Genomic DNA, 19,964 nt, shown 5'->3' with positions numbered 1-19,964 from the left:
GAGAACTACTTTACTTACGCTTTACTTTCACAGGACTCCGTCTCATCCAAACTCTTTCCAGAATTGAAATGTGTCTCCAGTACAGATTTTTCAAGTATTTCTACAATATCCAGCGTTTGCACTCCATCTTCTTTTTCCAGCGCTTTTGTGCCATCACTTAACATTGTCAAGCAATACGGACACCCGCTGCCTATGACGGTTGGGCTTACAGCTAATGCCTGCTGTGTCCGTGCCACATTTATCCGCTGTCCGGTATCTTCTTCCATCCACATCATACCTCCGCCTGCACCGCAGCACATCGCTGTTTCACGACTGCGCTCCATCTCTACAACTTTTACTCCGGGTATGCGCTTCAGAATTTCACGGGGCGGGTCGTAAACATCGTTATAACGTCCTAAATAACAGGAATCATGATAGACAACCGTTTCGTTCACTTCATATTTTGGGGCAAGCTTTCTCTCTTGGATAAGCTTGAACAAAAGGTCGGTATGGTGATAGACTTCAACGTTCTCAAGGCCGAACTCTGAATACTCATTTTTGAATATATTGTAAGCATGCGGATCAACGGTAACAATTTTTCTTACATTGTGTTTCTGGAAGGTTTCAATATTAGCCCTTGCCAGCTCCTGAAATAAGAATTCATTGCCAATCCGGCGGGGCGTATCTCCGGAATTCTTTTCCTTATTTCCTAAAATTGCAAATGTCACGTCAGCGATATTTAATAATTTGGCAAAGGATTGAACAATCTTCTGGCTGCGGTTATCGTAAGAGCCCATCGATCCCACAAAGAATAAGTATTCGAACTCTTCTCCTTTTTTCTCAAGCTCCTTGATCGTTGGCACTTCAATATCTTCACGTCCGGTGCGCCAATTTTCCCGTTCCTTGCGATTAATTCCCCACGGGTTGCCCTGGCGTTCAATATTGGTAATTGCACGCTGGGCATCTGCTTCGATCCTTCCTTCTGTTAATACAAGATACCGGCGAAGATCAATAATTTTGTCCACATGTTCATTCATAACTGGACACTGGTCTTCACAATTACGGCATGTTGTACAAGCCCAGATTTCCTCCTCTGTGATGACATCCCTGATCAAGCTGGGGCTGTCATCAAGTGTAGCGGCTGCTTCCTGAGCCGCGCCCACTTTAGCCATCGCAGCAAGTTGGTTTCCTCTTGTATTAGCAAAAGCAAATTCGGGCACCCATGGTGATTGGGACGTCACAACGGCTCCGGTGTTTGTGAGATGGTCCCGTAGCTTAACAATTAAATCCATTGGTGAGAGCATCTTCCCTGTGCCAGTTGCCGGGCACATGTTTGTACAGCGGCCGCATTCTACGCATGCATATAAGTCAATTAGCTGCTTTTGTGTGAAGTCCTGTATTTTGCTGACACCAAACGTTTCTTGAGATTCATCTTCAAAATCAATTTTCTCAAGCTTTCCAGGCGGAGTTAAGCGGCTGAAAAACACATTGGCCGGCCCGGCGATTAAATGAGCGTGCTTGGATTGTGGAACGTAAACAAGAAAGGACAGCAGCGCCAGTAAATGGACCCACCAGAAAATGTAAAAAAACACAGTTGCAGTCGTTTCACTTAGCCAGCTAAACGCGATAGCCACCACTGAGGCAACCGGTTCAGCGAGCGATGCGGAATGGCCGTGCCAAACAATAGCCATCCCGTTGCCAGCCAGTACAGAAAGCATAAGCGTCCCGATAAAAATTAAAACTAGCCCTGCCTTCAATCCGCGCTTCAAGCGAACGAGCTTTTCAATATACCGGCGGTAAAATGCCCACACAACCGCTGTCAAAATCATTAAGGTAACGGCTTCCTGGAAAAACGTGAAGACTGGATAGACCGGGCCAAGCGGGAGGTGTGCACCCGGCATAAGCCCTTTAATAATAAAATCAATCGCTCCAAGCTGAACAAGGAGAAAGCCATAAAACATCATGACATGAATCGTACCGCTCTTCTTATCCTTTAATAATTTCTTCTGTCCAAAAACGTTGACTTTTACTAAATCGAGCCGTTCCTTAAATTTGCGGTCAAACGCCTGCTTGCTGCCAAGCTTGATATAGTCATAACGAGTCTTGAGCAAATATAGAAACAAGTATAGGGCGTAGCCTGTCACTAAAAGAAAGGCGATTGTGTTGATGATTAATAGATTCATTATTGTCCCTCCCTTTTATTGCGATGACGCCCCTTTATTTACTGCTTCACTGCAGCAAATTCTTCTATTAACAATGGAACGACTTCAAACAAATCACCAACAATGCCATAGTCAGCTACTTGGAAAATGCTTGCTTCCGGATCTTTGTTGATTGCAACAATTACTTTCGAGTTGGACATTCCCGCCAGATGCTGAATCGCTCCGGAGATCCCGCAGGCAATGTATAAATCAGGTGTAACCACCTTTCCTGTCTGGCCAATTTGCAGAGAATAATCACAATAGTCGGCATCACATGCCCCGCGGGAAGCACCGACTGCGCCGCCAAGCACCTTTGCCAGCTCCTTTAGCGGTTCAAATCCTTCCTTGCCTTTCACGCCGCGGCCGCCGGCCACGATGACTTTCGCTTCGGAAAGATCGACGCCTTCAGTCGCTTTTCTAACGACATCTTTAATGATCGTGCGCACATCTTTAATCTCAACGGATAACGAAGAAATTTCCCCTGTCCGTGATTCATCCTTCTCTAACGCTGCAATATTGTTTGGACGGACCGTCGCAAAAATGAGACCGTCTGTGATTACTTTCTTTTCAAAGGCTTTTCCAGAATAAATCGGCCGGGTAAATACGAGATGTCCGCCGGCTTCTTCAACAGCGGTTGCATCGGATATTAATCCTGAAGACAGCTTGCTGGCAATTCTTGGTGCCAGGTCTTTCCCTAATGCGGTATGGCCGAGGATAATCCCCGCTGGATTTTCTTGATCGATCACTGCGAGCAGCGCCTGGGAAAAGCTGTCTGATGTATAATGCTTTAATTGTTTATCCTCCACAGTTACGACCCGGTCGGCGCCGTAATGGATCAGCTCATTGCCCAATGATTGGACGGCATCTCCAATCAAAACACCTACCACTTCTCCACTGCCAGCAGCAAGCTTAGCTGCTCCCATCGCTTCAAATGAGACGTTTCTTAAGGAGCCGTCACGCACTTCTCCTAACACAAGAATTTTTCTGCTCATTATAAAAACCTCCTATACCTTGTTTGATTTCGATGATCTGCTGTTTGCTTTTTATTAAATGACTTTTGCCTCGCTGCGCAGCAGCTGGACGAGTTCACTTACCTGCTCATTCATTTCTCCGGTTAACACCTTCCCTGCCTCTTTTTTCGGCGGCAGGAATACTTCAATTGTTTTTGTTTTCGGCTCGATATCGTCTTCATCGAGGTCTATATCATCCAGCTCCAGCTCTTCAAGCGGCTTCTTTTTTGCTTTCATAATCCCCGGTAGGGAAGGATAGCGCGGTTCATTTAAGCCTTGCTGGGCCGTGACCAGCAGAGGGAGAGAGGCTTCAATCGTTTCAGAATCCCCTTCGATATCGCGAACGACTGTTACACGACTGCCGTCGATTTCAAGATTTGTAATCGTTGTGATTGCAGGGATTCCGAGCATTTCAGCGACACGGGGACCTACTTGACCAGAGCCGCTGTCAATCGCTACATTTCCCGCAATAATCAAATCTGCCGCTTTGTCCTTTAAATATTCAGCGATTATTTTCGCGGTCGTGTACTGGTCGCCGTTTTCAATGTCCTCTTCACTATTAATCAGTACGGCCTGATCCGCTCCCATTGCTAAAGCGGTTCGCAGCTGTTTTTCCGCTTCTTCGTTTCCGACAGACACGACCGTGACTTCCCCGCCCTGAACGTCGCGCACTTGTATTGCTTCTTCAACCGCGTATTCGTCATACGGGTTAATAATAAACTCAGCGCCTTCTTCGTTGATTTTTCCATTAGAAAGCTGAATGGTTTCTTCTGTATCGAATGTTCTTTTCAACAGAACATAAGTATTCATGTAAACCCCTCCGGACAAAATTTAATTTAATACAAGTAACAAATTACAGCTGGCAATAGGTACATACTTTGCAGCCGATAAGGTTTTCTAAATAATTTCAGTGTCTTTTTTATCTTCGAGCAGACCTGCTGTTCCTTCTTGAATGCCTGCTGTTCTTTTAGGAATGAGGATAAGGAATAAGAAGGCTGCCACGGTAAAAACAGTTAATAAAAGAGCCGTCGTTGAAAGTGCTCCTACTGAGTTTCCTCCCGCCGCAAACAATGCGAACGTGACAAGCGCAAAAGAGGCACCCACACGAGAAGCAACGTTCTCGATCGTAATGTATGTGAACGAAATGACCCCAAGACGGGATTCATTGGCTTTTGATACAATCACGGATTTTACGACCGGACCAACCGTACCGATCGCTGTGCCAATCAAGCTCATAGACAGGAATAAATAGAGAAAGGAAGTATCGATCTTCGCAATCGTCAGCATACCGATCCCAATAACGAGCAGACTAATGCTCGCGCCAATTAATGTCCGGGCTGAGAGCTTACCCATTAATCGACCGCTCAATAAGTTGGCCAGTGCCATCGTTAAAAAGAGCGGAAGCTGCAACAAGCCGACAACTGTTGAAGGCTTCCCTTGCACACTTTGAACAAAGAACGTTAATAAATACATGACGCTGCTAAATGACATATACATAATGACAGCAATAACCGAAGGCACCCAGAAGTTTCTCGTCTTTGCATAGTCAATATCAAGCAGAGGCTTTTTCTGTCTTTTCTCAACAACAAGCAGCAAGGCAAAGGAGATAACAGAAACAACAAAAGCAGGAACCCACATCCAAGAGGAAATTCCGTAATTGTTAATAAACGTAGGTACGGTTAAAAGCCCTCCTAATATTAAGAAGACTAGGATAACACCACCGAAATCCAAATATTCAGTTTTCTCTCCTTTTACATTCGGCACACCATAAGCAAACAGCAACAAGGAAATAACACCAAATGCAGTACACAGAAGGAAAATAGAAGACCAGCCAAAGCGGTCAACAAATATTCCGCTCAGAAGCGGCCCTGCCAAACCGCCAATGACTGTATAAAACCCATACAGCCCCATCATTTTTCCCCGCTGCTCGCCTGTAAAATATCTTCCTACAAAGCTTACACCTGCAGGAATGACGGCGGCTCCGGAAAACCCTTTTAAGAACAAACCCGCAACCAATACCCAAAAAACAGGAGCAGTAGCGATTAAAAGTGAACCGATTGCCATACAGGCCGCTCCAAAAAGGATGACTATTTTTTGTCCGAACGAATCTGACACCCATCCCATCAGCGGCTGGAAGCCTGTTAACCCTAACGCAAATCCCAATTGCATATAAACTGAATACCCTGCGCCTAAACCGAAGTTTTCGAGCATTTTAGGATAGGCGGGTATATGTGTGGCTTCAGCAAAAACAACAAGAAGAATTCCAAGGCACAAAAAATGAAAGGCTTTCCTCACTGAATTTTCTTCCATTAACTTTCCTCCTTGTTTTAAAAGGCCCGTGATCCTTTACACAATTAAGATTAGGCGGGGAACAGCACCCGCCCTTGCTATTTTACCTGCTTGGAAGCCAAAGCAGCCGGCTCAGCTGTCCTCCACATATCCCCTTTTAATAACAGATGTTTTTACATGGGCATTTTTCATAAACGGAAATAATCAACTGTATATAAAACTCTCTAATTTCTTTCTTGAAACAGTTTTTTGCTTTTTACGCATTAAAATTGTTTCACTTTTTCTGGTTCGCACCAGCCTAAGGCAGCAGCCGCCTTTTCATAATACGACTGTGTGCTTCCCAAGTAATTTTCATAAAAACGGGCACGTTTGACATAGAGATGGCAGTCAATTTCTTCGGTAAATCCGATCCCGCCATGAATTTGAATATTATCGGCGGCTGCCTTGTTGTATGCTTCTGCTGCAAACAGCCGGGCACACACTATCGCCTGCACTCGGTCTTCAGCCTCGTTTTCCAGCGCCCAGTTTGCGTAATAAGCGAGAGAGCGGGCTATCTCGAGATCAACTTTCATATCGACGATTTTATGCTTAATCGCCTGAAAGCGCCCAATCGGCTGACCGAACTGTTCACGGATTTTTGCGTACTCGGCAGCCATATCTACGACCGCTTCGACTCCGCCAACCATGATGGAAGCAAGAGCAGCATTTACAGCGAGCAATCCTTCCTGCAAAACATCCCACCCTTTATGAAGCGGCCCAATGATTTGTTCCTGGGAAATCCGGATAGGATCGAGTGTGATTTCTGCTAAATGCCGGCTGTCATCAATATTTCTTTGTCTCTGCAATGCTATGTCCGTATCAGCAAGATCTAAGATCACTAGTGAAATTCCTTCTTCGCCGCTTCCTCTGCCTGTTCGCACGGGAAGAATTAAGCTGCTGGCCAGTTCAGCATCCGGCACCAGCGTTTTTGTTCCACCCAGCCGGATAGAGTCTCCCTCTAAAGAAGCCATCATCTGGATATCAGCAGGACCGTAGCTGCCGCCCGGCTCAAGCCAGGCAATCGAGAAGGTGTGGGTGCCTTCTGCGATCGCCGGCAAATACTTTTGCTTTTGACTTTCCGAACCGAACCTTTCAAGCACGGTTACGGCAAAGCTGTTCGTTTCTAAATAGAGACCGGGCAGGACACTGCGGCCCAGCTCTTCAAGTACAGGTACCAAATCAAGCGCTCCGAGCCCCATGCCGCCATATTCTTCAGGAATATTGATGCTTGTGCAGCCGAGTTCAGCCAGCCCGGCAACAATCGTTTCGTAAGATTCCGTCTCTCCTTTTATAAATTCACGGGCTACTTTTGTATGGCCCATATTATTTAAGTACTTGTTCACGTAGCCGCGGAACATTTCCTGTTCTTCACTTAATGAAAAATCCATTTACGCCACCTCCATTATGTCTAGCGTCCGAGATCCTTCGGCAAGCCGAGAATGCGTTCTCCGATTGTGTTTTTCTGCACTTCGCTCGTTCCTCCGCCAATCGTCATCCCGAATGAATACAAATAGTTATCCTGCCAATAGGAATCTCCAAAAACCGCATCCTCTTTCCATAGCACACCTTTATGCCCTTGCATGGACAGCGATTGGGAAAACAGCTCTTTCGTCAACTCGCTCACTATGAGTTTATCCATCGACCCTTCTGCACTCGGCTGCCCATTTTTCAACGTCTTCGTCAAATTTCGGTAATAATTTAAAAGTGAGCCCCGAGAACGGGTATATAAATCAACCATCGCTTTACGGGTAAACGGATTTTTAATTAAAGGCTGGCCGTCTTCCTGTACCTCTTTCGCCAGTACGACCAAATCCTCAAACTGCTGTTCCAGTGTGAACACCTGTGCTCCAATGCCTGATCTTTCATGCATTAACAGCGCGATCATCACTCGCCAGCCTTCATCCACTTCACCAACAATATCTGCATCGTAAGCAACGGCATCCTCCAAATACACTTCATTAAAGTCATGCTTGCCGTCCATCTGAATGATCGGCCGCGTTTCTACGCCCGGCTGATTCATATCTAAAAGAAAAACAGTAATTCCCTTATGCTTCTTTTCCCCGCGGCTTGTTCTTGCGAGGAGGAAACAGCGGTCAGCCAAATGGCCGAAGCTCGTCCACACCTTTTGTCCATTAATTTTCCAGCGGTCCCCATCGCGGACAGCCGATGTTTGAATAGCGGTTAAATCCGATCCGGCGTTAGGTTCTGAATAGCCTTGACACCATACTTCTTCACCGGTTAGTATTTTTTCGATATACGCTTCCTTCTGTTCTTCCATCCCGATTTGCATCAGTGTTGGGCCGACCATATGAATACCGACATAATTCACGAGTGGAGGAGCTTTGACGCGCACCATTTCTTGCTGATAAATAATCTCCTCCATTAAGGTTGCCGCCCGTCCGCCGTATTTTTCCGGCCACGCGATCGCTGCCCATCCGCCTTCATATAGCTTTTTTTGCCAGTTTCTCAAAAACTCGGAGTATTCCTTTTCGTCTTCCGGAATGTCTCTCTTCCCCTCCAACCAGCCGTCAGGCAAATTGCTTTCAAGCCATGTACGCAGCTCCTGGCGAAATGCTTCTTCTTTTTTTGTAAAAGAAAAATCCATTCGTTTTCTCCCCTTTCAAATCAAACAGCTATAAGTTTACGCAGGAATCCATTGGGGAAGAGCGCGCCCTTCCTTAATGTCCTGCCATGTCATTTTCACATTCATCCCAATATTTACTTCTTCGGGATTGCAATCTAGCACATTGGCAATCAGCTTGACCTGCGGGGCTTTTTCAAGCTCTACAGTAGCAATGACAAGCGGGGGATCATCTTGGAATCCGGGCAGGAACGGCCGGTAGGAAACAATAAATGAATAGACTGTTCCCTTCACTTCACTTCCAAGATTTTCCCAACTGAGTTCAGTGCTGCCGCATTTAGCACACGCTGGTCCAGGCGGATGTGAATAGTGCTGACAGCTTTCACACTTTTGGATCAACAGTTCACGGCGGTCGGCCGCATCCCAATATGGATGATTATCCTGATTTTTTAACGGTATTGGCTTTTGATAGTCCATTGTTTCCCCTCCTAGTTTCTAAGAATCATAGCGCCGGCAATATCCGGGCCCGCCCAGCCGGTGCAAAGGCCGATTTCACAGTTTTCTACTTGCCGGTCCGTTCCCTTATATTCATGGCGGATCTGGCGGACAATTTCGAGAACATTATTCATCCCATGCGTGTAGCCTTCTGAGAGCATGCCGCCCGCTGTATTGCTTGGCAGCTTTCCGCCCAGCCGTAGGTTTCCTGCTGCGACAAAGTCGCCTACTTCCCCGCGGGGAGCAATACCGTAAGCCTCCAGCTGCCGCAGGACAACCCAGCTATAGCAATCGTAAATCGATGCAACATCAAGATCCTCCGGTTTCACGCCGGCCTTTTTATATACATCATCTGCTACATAATCAGCCGCTACCTCCGTCAAGTCTGACCAGTAGTGCGAGTGGGACACACATTGCCGGGCAGCTATTCCCATAATATAAACCGGTCTCGACTGGCAATCCTTCGCTCTTTCAGCTGACGTCACGATAATAGCGTTCGCTTCATCTGATTCAAGGCAAAAATCATGTTTATTGAATGGATAGCTTAAGTACGGCGTTTCTTTGTATTGCTCCATCGTTAACGGCTTTCCGTAAAAGTAAGCTTTCGGGTTGCGCTGGGCATGCTCGTAAAAACTGACGCACACATGGCCTAAATGCTCTTGTGTAAGTCCCGTCTCGTGCATATGCCGGGTAGCGAAAAGTCCAAACCATTGAGCCGGTCCCCCTGCTCCGTAAGGAATAATAAAGCTGCCGCCGTCAATAGCGGACTGTAACATATTGACGTCCCATCCGCCGCCGCCCATCCTAACCCCGGAGCGTCCATTCATCGAGCGGTAAATGAGCACAGTATTTACTTGGCCTGTTTCAATTAACCCGATCGCGTCCGCAATTAACATCTCCGTGCTGCTGCCACCACCCATAATGTCTTTTACATATTTCGGGCGAACGCCTAAATAAGTAGCCAGCTGATGGGAAGTACAAGAGTCATTCTCGCTATAGCTCATAAACCCGTCGATATCCTTCGCCTCAAGGCCGGCATCTTGAATGGCGGCCCGCGCCGCATCTAGCGCAAGATGCAGCGGTGTCGTGCCCGAATTCTTTGATCGCTCACTTTCTCCTACGCCAACGATGGCATAGCGGTCTTTTATTTGTGCCACGAAAAACACCCCTTTTCATTTTAGAAAAAACGCAAAGTTGCTTGACCTGAGCCGACAACCTTCCCAGGTGCCTTTTCAGCTTTTATCTCTAAATCGGCATATTGTTTGCTATCTTCTTCGTAAATATTGCGGACAGCCGCAGAACAAGTAATTTCATCCCCCGGTCTTGTTATCGCCCCAAACCTCATGCGAAAATTTGTCGGCTCGGCTTTAGTGCCGGCTATGTGCATTACATATTCACCCAGGAAGCCCATAACAAGCATTCCATGTGCAATAACACCGGGCATTCCAATGCTTTGGGCAAATTCATCGTCTGTATGCAACGGATTGAAATCTCCGGAAGCTCCGGCATATTTCACGAGTTGTACCTTTGTAACAGCCGGCTTTACGAGCGGCTTCAATACCTGTCCCTCTTGCAAGTCATTATATTTCAGCAATTGCGGCGCCTCCTTCCCTTTTAAAAACTCGAATACTTTCTCTATTTTTAGCGGTAAATAATGTTTGTCCGGCTAATTGCTACTTGTTTGCCGTTTTCATCTTTGATTTCCGTATCAAGAACTAAGCACTGCATTTTGCCGCTTCTTCCTTCCTTTTCATATAAATCAGCTACTTTCATTTGGCAGGTCAAACGGTCTCCCGGCCTGATCGGACGGTTATAAATGAATTCCTGCTCGCCATGCAGCATTCTTTTCTGATCAAGCTCAAGGTCGATACTTTCACCTTCCACCCCAATGGCAATTGGAAAAGTAGGTGGGGCAATAATTCCGCCATATGGCGTGCCGGCCGCGTATGCCTCATCGACATACAATGGATTTTTGTCGCCAATAGCCTGGACAAACTGTCGAATATGCCTTTTCTCCACTTCAAATGTAAATTCCGGCCCTGTTAAGCCGACAATGCTGTTGTCTAAACCCATTCTTTTACCCCCCAATCTCTGTTTTCTCAGCCGCTCGACTGTTCGTGACGATAAGCGCATCCGCTGCTTTCAAGCCATTCTCATACACAATGAGCGGATTAATATCTAATTCGTCGATCATTCCTTCTGAATCAGAAATCAATTCAGATACTTTCAATAACACATCAATAATTGCTTCGCGATCGGCAGGCGCCTGGCCGCGCACTCCTGTAAGAATCGCTTTTCCTTTGATTTCCTCAATCATTTCTACGGCATCCTGCCTAGTGAGTGGAGCCACTCTGAAGGAAACATCTTTGAGCGTCTCTACAAAGATTCCACCTAAACCGAACATGATGACCGGACCAAAGACTGGGTCCTTCGTTACTCCGATGATAACTTCAATACCTTTAGGAAGCATTTCCTGAACTGATACGCCGTTAATGACCGCATCCGGATTGTACTTTTTAGCAGACCGTAAAATATCGGCATAGGCATCAATCACTTCATGTTCATTTTGCAAATAAAGTCTAATCGCATCGGCGTCTGTTTTATGCGGGATGTCCTTAGAGTCTACTTTCAGTACGACAGGGTAACCAATTCTTTCCGCACATCGCACTGCTTCCTCTGCCGTAGCGGCGAGGGCTTTTTGAGCGGTTGAAATTTGATAGCGCTCTAATATTTCACTCGCTTCAAATTCACTCAAAGTAACACCTGGCTTCAGTAAACTCTCTAATGTGCCTTTTAACTCATTTGCCTGAACCTTACGCTGTTCTGCTAGTGCGTTCGCATTCTTATTGCGGCGATATTTCTCACTGTAATCCACTAGCTTGGCGAGAGCAGACATCGGCTGTAAATCTCCTGTTACTACCGGAATGCCGTTTTTTTCCATTTCAGCAGCTCCTTTAGGAATCGACATCCCTTGCAGCGGAAAAGTAGTAACAAAAATGAATTTGTCCGAGCTTTTACATATCTCTATAAATTCCTGCAGCAGCGGATGATCGGCATCCCAATGCATCGGAAATTCAGTCAAAATGATATTATCGATCTCAGGGTCTTCAATGAGTGCCCGTAACGGCGCGATAAATAATTCTGGATTCGTAACAGCTGCAGCAGCCGTTAAATCAATCGGGTTAGAAGTACTCGCAAAAGATGGAACATTTTTCTTAATCTTTGCTTTTGTTTCTTCTCTGAGCGGAATAATTTTCAGGCCGTGTGCTTCACAGCGGTCCGCTTCATTGATTCCTCTCCCCCCGGAGCTTGTAATGATGACTGTGTTGCGCCCGGAAGGCAATTTCCCTGAAAGAAACAGCTTGGAAAAAGAAATGATCTCTTCATAATCGTTGGCTCTAATCATGCCTGTCTGCTTAAAGAAAGCATCATACACCTGGTCTGCGCCAGCCAAAGATCCAGTATGCGAAGCTGCCGCGCGACTGCCAGCTGAACTGCGTCCCGTCTTCATGACGATCATTGGTTTATTACAGTCAAGCGCTTCTTTCGCCAGCCGGCGCAGCTTAGCCGGATCCTTTGCCCCTTCTAAATAGCCGCTGATGACTTTCGTGTTCGGATCATGAACCATATACTGGACGATGTCCGCAAATTCCGTTTCCATTTCGTTGCCAACAGTAACAAAATAGTTAAATGTTAATCCATGCTGGGCTGCCGCCATATAAGTAAGAACGCCGAATGCCCCGCTTTGGGAAACATATCCAACAGCACGATTGTCATTTAATGGATGAACCATGACACCAGGTGAAAAGGTACCAACGAGCCCGTTCAGCGTATTCACCATGCCTACGCAGTTCGGGCCAATTAAACGAATACCATTCTTTCTAGCAATCTCGGCAAGAGCTTCCTGCTGCCTTGCCCCCTCTTCGCCAGTTTCAGAAAAACCGGAGGCGAAGATAATGGCAGCTTTTACTTTTTTCTGTGCGCACTCTTCAAGACTTTGCTGAATTTGATTGGCACTTACGCAAAATATCGCTAAATCTACAGGCTTTGGTACATCGGTAATGGAGGAGTAACACGCCAAGCCTTCTATTTCTGTCGATTTTGGATTGATCGGAAAGATCTCCCCGCCAAATTGGCCATCTATTAATGCTTTTATTTGAATATAACCGAGTTTGTTAGGGTTTTGTGATGCTCCTAATACTGCGACAGAACGAGGGTAAAATAATGGTTCAAGACTTCTTTCGGAAACGCTTTCATTGCTCATGCTTTTCACCCCGATTTTATATAATTTGAATAGATGTCCATCCTTGATTGCTATCATACAAAATGGGCTTCATTAATTAGAAAAAAAAAAGTGCTTAGATTATTTAATTGTTAGGCTGTAAATTTTTTTGAAAAATAAAAAAACGGCTGCTATGTAAAGGGTTAAATAATAGAAAAAAAAATTTTGTACACGATAATCCCGACATTCGTTCTTAATAGCCTCGACAAATGAATAAGATAAGCTTTTTCATTGGCTCATGTTTTCTGCTTTGACGAACAAAAAAAGAACGCTGTGCCCATTTGCAAGTATGGACACAACGTTCTTTTTACTGTTAATGAAAGCGCTCCAGCCACTTGATAAGCCTGGCTTGGATTTTCTTTGACGGGGTTTTAATGCCTCTTTCAATGCTGCTTAAATAAGAAGAAGACATTTCAAGTTCTTCCGCTGCATATTGCAAAGACAAACTCAGCCTTTCTCTTATTTCCCGTATTTGGCTTCCAATCATTTTATTTGACTCTTCCGACAGGCGATTGTCGAGCTGAACTTTCGGTAGGGTTTGTATCGGCCGATTTCTCTTAATCGGCCGGTATTGTTCCTTCACATATTCCGGCGGATCAATGATAATTGTAGAATGAATCCAAATACGTCCCCATCCTTTTTGATCGGCGATCGACTCATCCCACTTTTCGTAATGCCATGTTTTAATAAGCCCGTCCTTCTGTAAAATATCGAGCGCTTTTTCGAACCGGTCTCTCGTGCGTGACGGAATGCGGTCATTCAGCTTTATCCCAATTGCTTCAAGCAGTGTGCTCACTTTATTAGGCTGCAGAAAATCACTTTTTCTTGCCTGAATCCGCCACCGCCAGCTTAAATATCTTGCCAGCCGCTTTTCCCATGCTTTTCGGTACGGATCATAATGCAGGGTTTTTACAGGAAGGAGCGCCACTTGTCTTCCCGAACCGAATAAGTATTTAGCAAATACACCATCGACTGTATAGCTTATTTTTTTCTCGTTCATTTCTTCTGTTATCCGGCAATCTTTTCTTTGCTGATCAACAAAGAGAAAAGTCCGGCCCTGAAGCTTTGTCTCTACTGGCTTTCCTTTTTCGTATACGACAGCTTTATCTAAATCAATCCACAGATTTTGAATAAGCGAAAGCGATTTCAACACTTGGCGGCGCTGTTTCAGTTCATAACCGCCTCGGCGGCCCTCTCCGCCCAATTTTGATTTTAATCCGCGAATAGCTAACAAATCATCTAATTGAATGTCAACAACGTCTTCAAAATGCTTTGCTTTCGTTAGAAAATTCGTGCATAAGATATCAAATATATCCGCATCTAAGTCTGATAATGCCTCGGCCTGCTCCCATGCTTCCTGGACACTAGCATTCTCTTTAGCCAGCGGGTAAGAGCCTTTTTGGAGCGGTTTAATTTGCAGCATGCCTTCAATACTCCCTTTGCTGATCGAAGCGGCAGGCCAGAAAGAATGCGCTGCTGCAAAATTCTTTTTATAAAGCGACTCGCGCACAGATTGGTACGGGGCGCTGTTCATGACAAATACATAGTCTTGTACAGTTAAAGTGAAATCATTGGTTGGAGATAATGGAGTAAACTCTTGGAAAGAAGCACCTTTATTTAAATTAAGTATCGTTTCAATTTCATGCAGAGCACAGTTTTCTAAATTCAACGACTGGCTGATTCTTTTCACCCAATCTACCGTGTAGCTGTTAACAATAGCTGCAAATCTTGTGAGGAAATCAATATCGCCGGATAAATTTTTTGATATATATTGATAGAAAAGCTCGTTCAGCTCTTTCTTATTTAATGATTCCAGCTGCTCAGAACCGACAGACTGTGTCATTTCTTCCAGCACCCATTCTGTCAAATGCGCCCGGAACCAGTTGCAGAAATTCTCCCACACATCAGCATTCACTAAAAAAGTATCCTTTTTCAGCATAGCCTCGATCGTCTGAACGGCGAGCATTCTTTTTCTTTCATCATTCAAAATAGTAGAAAGGGCTGGAGACAGTTTTTTGTACTTCATCAAGAGATATGTAACGATATTATCAGCAATCTGCCTGATTAAACGGTTTCGGGAAGCAACACGCAGGCTATTGAAAACTTGAGCACTCTGTTGATATACCCGTTCCCAAATAATAAATGAATTCGTGCCGCTGATTTCTGTGAAAATCGGCAAAGCTGACATTGAACTCTTTGCCTGACCAGCTTCCAGTTTGCTTTCAGCCGCTGATTTATGATCCTGCTCTTCGATGCAAAGGATAAGAAAGTTTTCTATCTTTCCTGATAATTGTTTAGAAAAGCTGTTTTTACTGTTTAACTCTTTCTGATTCTGTCCGACAATATTACTGCTATCCAGCATCATTATTCCCCCTAGCATTTAATAGAGAATATTTGTCCCGGTGAACCTGTTTATGCATTCCAAAGATATTCAGTTATCCTTAAATGTAACAAAAATATTCTTAATATTCAATATAATCAAAAGGGTATTGTTAAGAATAAGAAAGTTTACTAGTCGTGTCAATTTTTCTTATTGTTCCTCTGAAGATGTTACCTTAGAATAAAGCTTGATCAAATAGATACTAATAAACCTGATAAATGAACAAAAAGAAAAGAGGGATTTTTTCACTCGATTCCCACAAGAAGAGCAATCTTGTGACGTGTGGTGCGGTTCTATTTTGACAAGAAGCCCTCCATTTTCCTCACACTTATAAGCAAGCATTTAGCGGAACATTCCCCAGCCTGCATCCGAAATCAATTTAGATAGCTTGCGGTTTCGAACCATGCGGCGAATGTTCAGGTTCTCCGCGCATACCACAGAGTAGGTCTGCGTAATATGATAGCTTAACTTGTGCAGGAAATCCCGTCTTTGATTGGAGACCTTTTCGTGTAATCGGCGCAGGCGCACCACTTGTTTTCTGTAGTTGGAAGAACCGCGTTTCATTTTAGAAAGCTTACGCTGCGCCTTTTTTAGCTGTTTTTCTTTTTTACGGAGGAATGTAGGGTTTTCAAATTCTTTTCCATTGGAAAGAACGGCGTATTTGTGGATACCCACGTCTATACCAACTGCGTGGTTGACATCAAGTGAAGAGAGGGAAGCTTGTCTTTCGACACTGAAAATAGCATACCACCTCTCCCCTTGCCGTTTGATGGGGATTATTATGCCATTATCAAATACAAATCTATACATTTGGAAGCCATTTTCAACATCACCGCCACCACCGTTTACTCAAGCTGTTGGGTCAGCACTGAATAAGCTTATATTAAAAACAGATTAAGAATCTGCGAAATATAAGCTGTTTCGCAGATTCGAAGGAGTAGACGATGAAATCTAAAATTCAGTTCCTATTATCAATGATAATCTTTGGTACGATTGGCGTATTTGTAAGATACATTGATTTATCTTCGAGTGAAATAGCTTTATTACGTGGTTTAATGGGATATTTACCTTAATCATCACCATATTTTTATTAATTTTCGGTATTACTGAAGCAGAAAAGTCGATTCAGGATATGAAAGATTATACAAATGGCGAATGGCAAGTCAAGGACTTATTAGTGATGGATATATATAGAGGATCTCGTCCTTCTAGGACTACGAGTGTACTGATTGAAACCGGTGAAGGTGATATGACACTCTTTTTTGAAGATTTTCTAATATATGAAGGAGAGAAGTATCGTTTCACTTATTTAAATGCAACAAACACAGTTATCAAAGTTGAAAAAATTACAGATTAATTATTTCAATAGTATTCTCATTTTTCCATAAGGTGATGAGTAGAAATTATGTCATTTCCAGTTATTGCTGAAGAACATAGATCTGGGGTATTAGAAAATATGCATCAAGGGAGAATCTGCGTTTTAGAAGTCAAGTCCAAAATCCAGTGTAACTAGTGTTACAATGTTTTTTGGTTAAAACACAGAATATATATCAAAATTACCAAGCAATAGTTAAAACAAACATTGTTAAACAATTTGATATGGAAGGGAGAGTGTAGTAGCCCCAGTGACACAGCCAGTTATGTCTATTAACTCGCTTTTGGTTGGGGGACCACGATTGTTAAAGGAAACAATCAACCGTTCTAACGAACCGTTGATTGCCTCGTTTTATTATGAAAGTCACCTTTAAAAGAATATAACGACATTTCTAAGAAGAAACGTTTATTCGAAGAGAGCAAAGAAGCCGTGTCCATCTTCTCCACTGTGGGTCTCCGCCGACGCTCCGCCACGAGTTTCGAAGCTGGTCACTCTATTCGGGGAAGTATTCTGCGGGCTTATTCATCTGCAGCTATGCCGAAGCATTTCAGGGAAGCCCCTCCTCACATCGCTGCAGGAAGCAAAAGAGGCAATAAGCTTTATTCATTGCTTTAATGTACCGGAACGGTTCGCAAATCAAAACTCTTAATACTGTCTATAACGTTTAAAGAAGTTAACGAAGAAGCCCTTGAAAATTTCGGTTTTAAAGGCTTCTTCTTTTAACCATAATTATACTCCCTACATTTTCCTACCTAACTACTCAACAAGATTAACTGAATTCATGCCGTCTACAATTATTGAAGTAAGCAAATAGATATTCCCCAATTTACCGTTGCCCTTTTTTAATCATATGCATCGCTTCTATTCCAGAAATAACGGACTTCGCTGAGTGAAAGGATTTTAATCCTAACATTGAACGAACTCGCTTTTTAATAAACCGATGATCTTGTTCTATTACGTTATTCAGATACTTCACTTGCCTTACTTGGATACCTGCGGGCCTCTTTTTTTCGTTCTTCAACTCTTCAATCGCTATAGGATAGGCTGGGTTCTTGTCTACTGTGATAACAGGGGGCGTTGAAACATGAAGAGACCGCAAAGCTTTCTTAAAGAATCGCTTTGCGGCCTCTTGTTTTACTTAGATAAAAATCAGTCGTATTTCCTTCTGAATCAACAGCCCGGTACAAGTACATCCATTGCCCTTTAACTTTAAGATACGTCTCATCTACTCGCCAAGAATCATTGGTTGGCTTAAGATGACGCCGTACTCGCTCATCCAATTCAGGACCATACTGATGAACCCAGCGCATGATGGTTGTATGAGCAATAGACAGTCCACGTTCTTCCATTATTTCGACTAAATTACGAAAACTGAGATTGTACTGCAGGTACCACCTTATGGTTAATAAAATAATATCAGGTTGATAATGTTTCCACTTGAATAGATTTTGCTTTTCCATACTGATCACGTCCTTTTTTAGAGTACTGGTACCAGTATCCAAGCTTTGTAGATTACTTGCAGATATTTTGAAGTTTTTGCATCAGAACCGCCCAAAATGAAGTTGGACTCATACATAAGTTGTTTGGAATTGCATCATAATCTATCATTGAACAGTCCATATAGGTTCTATGTCTTTAGCAAATGGTGTTTGCACCAGAACCGAAATTGGACATATATTAAAGTTTGGAAGAGATTGCGAAGGTTTGTAAACAACATTTTTAATAAAACTGAAGCATTAAGTAAAAACTTTATAGGAAAGTAAACAAATTGGGCAGAGAAAAGATTGAGGCAAGCACCTTAAAAGTGCTTGCCTATTAAAAGCTCATCCAGAGAAATAATTCTATGTTTTAACTCTTCATTCGAATCTAAAACTGCTATAACAATTTGATTAGATTCTGTTATGGTCGCATATCTGAAATGTTCATCCCCATTAACGAGTAAACCTGGTACCAGCTTTGCCTCCATCTTCGCAAAGACGCTTTCTGTGTACTCAAGTGGTAGAAAGTCATCTAGCCCTTCTGTTGGCTCACCAATCCATTTAAATAAGAAATCTTTGATTGCAAATTGCTCAATCGTTGATAATTTTTTCTTGAATTTTAGCTTATCCACTGATACTGTTCCCATTTAATCACTCCTCAAGTAAGTAAAGTTTATACTTTCGGATTCCCAACATCAACAGTAGTACAGTAACAGAATGCTAACATTTTTATTACAGGCTAATAATCAATTGTATAAGTATTTTAGGTTCTGGTGCAAAGATAAAATAAAAGAGAATAAAGCGCATATATTCCTAGCAGAATCGTATCTTATGCTACAAGCCCAAACAATCGATGGATGAATTTTTTCTGACTTTGGACAGACTGATCCCGTAAATCAATCTGTTCTTTTTTAATCATATGCATGGCTTCTACTTCTGAAAGAATGGCTGTAGCCGTGTCAAAAGACTTGAATCCTAACATAGGAAGGACTCGCCTCTTAATGAATCGATGATCCTGTTCCACGATGTTGTTCAGATATTTTATTTGCCTTATTTGGGTGCCTTCCGGCATCTTTTTTTCATTTTTCAACTGTTGAATCGAGACTGGATAAGTTGGATTTTTATCTACTGTTATGACACGAGGTCTGGCAACATACGAAAAAGCTAAGGCTTTTTTCATGAAGCGCTTGGCTGCTTTGGCATCTCTTGTTTTAATAAGGAAAAAGTCAATGGTATTCCCACCTGAATCGACCGCACGGTACAAGTACATCCATTGCCCTTTCACTTTTATGTACGTTTCGTCCACTCTCCGTGAGTCATTGGTTTGTTTGGGATGAAATCGGATTCGCTTATCCAACTCAGGACCATATTGATGAATCCAACGCATGATGGTCGGATGAGGAATAGATAGTCCGCGTTCTTCCATTATTTTGACTAAATCACGAAAACGGTGGTTGTACCGCGGGTATCATCTCACGGTTAATAAAATAGTATCAGGCTGATAATGTTTCCATTTGAATTCTACTGGTTTTGTCACACCGACGTCCTTTTTAGTTTAGTAGTATCAATATGTCCAAGATTCAGAGATTAGTTTCAAGTTAGCTGAAATTTTCGCACCAGAACCAATCATAGTAACTCCAAAAGATTCAATCGTAGAGAAAATAACAGTTAATGATGAAAACAAATCCTTTATTGAGAAGGACTATGACAAAGACAAAGTTTATTCTGTTACATTTAATAATACTGAGACTGATTCTTCTGGAAAACTTACGGTTTTTGTTGGTTTGGATAAAGAAATAGTTGTGGGGAAAGGCTTTACGAGCAAATAAAATCTATCCTTGTTACCAAATGGAAC

At 43.3% G+C, this 19,964-nt stretch carries 17 protein-coding genes and 2 pseudogenes; 2 read left to right on the top strand and 17 right to left on the bottom strand.

Translation table 11 applies throughout. The features are described 5' to 3' along the window. Nucleotides 1-14: 14 nt before the first annotated feature. The 14 genes from F9802_RS02625 to F9802_RS02560 all read right to left on the bottom strand — a co-directional run bounded on the left by F9802_RS02625 (nt 15) and on the right by F9802_RS02560 (nt 16,066). A complete protein-coding gene (locus tag F9802_RS02625; RefSeq protein ID WP_152149568.1) occupies nt 15-2,162 on the bottom strand; it encodes a (Fe-S)-binding protein in 2,148 nt (715 codons plus the stop codon). Between the two features lie 38 nt (nt 2,163-2,200). Beyond that, nucleotides 2,201-3,172, bottom strand: a complete 972-nt coding sequence (locus F9802_RS02620; RefSeq protein WP_152149567.1) for an electron transfer flavoprotein subunit alpha/FixB family protein — start codon at nt 3,170-3,172, stop codon at nt 2,201-2,203. Between the two features lie 54 nt (nt 3,173-3,226). Beyond that, on the bottom strand, nt 3,227-4,000 hold the full coding sequence (locus F9802_RS02615) for an electron transfer flavoprotein subunit beta/FixA family protein (RefSeq protein ID WP_152149566.1): 774 nt from the start codon (nt 3,998-4,000) through the stop codon (nt 3,227-3,229). An 87-nt stretch (nt 4,001-4,087) separates the two neighbouring features. Next, nucleotides 4,088-5,500: an MFS transporter gene (locus F9802_RS02610; protein WP_152149565.1), complete on the bottom strand. Its 1,413-nt coding sequence runs from the start codon at nt 5,498-5,500 to the stop codon at nt 4,088-4,090. Nucleotides 5,501-5,742: 242 nt separating this feature from the next. Then, complete coding sequence (locus F9802_RS02605; RefSeq protein WP_152149564.1) at nt 5,743-6,906, bottom strand: acyl-CoA dehydrogenase family protein; 1,164 nt, start codon at nt 6,904-6,906, stop codon at nt 5,743-5,745. A 20-nt stretch (nt 6,907-6,926) separates the two neighbouring features. Continuing rightward, nucleotides 6,927-8,123, bottom strand: coding sequence for an acyl-CoA dehydrogenase family protein (locus tag F9802_RS02600; RefSeq protein WP_152149563.1), 1,197 nt, complete (start codon nt 8,121-8,123; stop codon nt 6,927-6,929). Between the two features lie 36 nt (nt 8,124-8,159). Beyond that, nucleotides 8,160-8,576 carry a Zn-ribbon domain-containing OB-fold protein gene (locus F9802_RS02595; RefSeq protein ID WP_152149562.1) on the bottom strand — a complete coding sequence of 139 codons (417 nt, stop codon included), beginning with the start codon at nt 8,574-8,576 and terminating at the stop codon, nt 8,160-8,162. Nucleotides 8,577-8,587: 11 nt separating this feature from the next. Then, on the bottom strand, nt 8,588-9,751 hold the full coding sequence (locus F9802_RS02590) for a thiolase C-terminal domain-containing protein (RefSeq protein ID WP_152149561.1): 1,164 nt from the start codon (nt 9,749-9,751) through the stop codon (nt 8,588-8,590). Nucleotides 9,752-9,771: 20 nt separating this feature from the next. After that, nucleotides 9,772-10,188 carry a MaoC/PaaZ C-terminal domain-containing protein gene (locus tag F9802_RS02585; RefSeq protein WP_152149560.1) on the bottom strand — a complete coding sequence of 139 codons (417 nt, stop codon included), beginning with the start codon at nt 10,186-10,188 and terminating at the stop codon, nt 9,772-9,774. Between the two features lie 47 nt (nt 10,189-10,235). Next, nucleotides 10,236-10,667 (bottom strand): MaoC family dehydratase N-terminal domain-containing protein, encoded by a 432-nt coding sequence (locus F9802_RS02580; protein WP_152149559.1) that lies wholly within the window; start codon nt 10,665-10,667, stop codon nt 10,236-10,238. Nucleotides 10,668-10,671: 4 nt separating this feature from the next. After that, complete coding sequence (locus F9802_RS02575; RefSeq protein WP_152149558.1) at nt 10,672-12,858, bottom strand: acetate--CoA ligase family protein; 2,187 nt, start codon at nt 12,856-12,858, stop codon at nt 10,672-10,674. 331 nt (nt 12,859-13,189) lie between these two features. Continuing rightward, entirely contained in the window at nt 13,190-15,241 is a 2,052-nt protein-coding gene (locus tag F9802_RS02570) for a helix-turn-helix domain-containing protein (protein ID WP_191991733.1), read from the bottom strand. A gap of 165 nt (nt 15,242-15,406) precedes the next feature. Next, nucleotides 15,407-15,598, bottom strand: a complete 192-nt coding sequence (locus F9802_RS19850) for a zinc ribbon domain-containing protein (RefSeq protein ID WP_225435148.1) — start codon at nt 15,596-15,598, stop codon at nt 15,407-15,409. Further along, the gene (locus F9802_RS02560) at nt 15,599-16,066 is read right to left on the bottom strand and encodes an RNA-guided endonuclease InsQ/TnpB family protein (protein ID WP_152149556.1); all 468 of its coding nucleotides are present in this window, start codon (nt 16,064-16,066) and stop codon (nt 15,599-15,601) included. It abuts the gene before it with no gap. 134 nt (nt 16,067-16,200) lie between these two features. Here F9802_RS02560 and F9802_RS19845 point away from each other — a divergent pair. Both F9802_RS19845 and F9802_RS02550 read left to right on the top strand, forming a co-directional pair. Then, nucleotides 16,201-16,323 (top strand): annotated as a pseudogene (locus tag F9802_RS19845) (DMT family transporter); the annotation flags it as partial. Nucleotides 16,324-16,388: 65 nt separating this feature from the next. Continuing rightward, entirely contained in the window at nt 16,389-16,613 is a 225-nt protein-coding gene (locus F9802_RS02550) for a hypothetical protein (RefSeq protein WP_152149555.1), read from the top strand. Between the two features lie 844 nt (nt 16,614-17,457). Here F9802_RS02550 and F9802_RS02545 read toward each other — a convergent pair. From F9802_RS02545 to F9802_RS02535, 3 genes and pseudogenes are all read right to left on the bottom strand, one after another. After that, nucleotides 17,458-18,091, bottom strand: a protein-coding gene (locus F9802_RS02545; RefSeq protein ID WP_404799132.1) for an IS6 family transposase whose coding sequence is annotated in 2 segments (ribosomal slippage) — nt 17,458-17,770 and nt 17,769-18,091 — 636 coding nt in all. Because the reading frame shifts where the segments join, the coding sequence is not laid out codon by codon here. 338 nt (nt 18,092-18,429) lie between these two features. After that, on the bottom strand, nt 18,430-18,756 hold the full coding sequence (locus tag F9802_RS02540) for a hypothetical protein (protein ID WP_152149554.1): 327 nt from the start codon (nt 18,754-18,756) through the stop codon (nt 18,430-18,432). 182 nt (nt 18,757-18,938) lie between these two features. Beyond that, a pseudogene (locus tag F9802_RS02535) lies at nt 18,939-19,646 on the bottom strand (IS6 family transposase). Between the last annotated feature and the right edge of the window lie 318 nt (nt 19,647-19,964).

It is taken from the genome of Bacillus aerolatus (genome assembly GCF_009183655.1).
Classification (GTDB): Bacteria; Bacillota; Bacilli; order Bacillales; family Domibacillaceae; genus Pseudobacillus; species Pseudobacillus aerolatus.
This window is presented reverse-complemented; position numbering and strand designations above follow the sequence as displayed.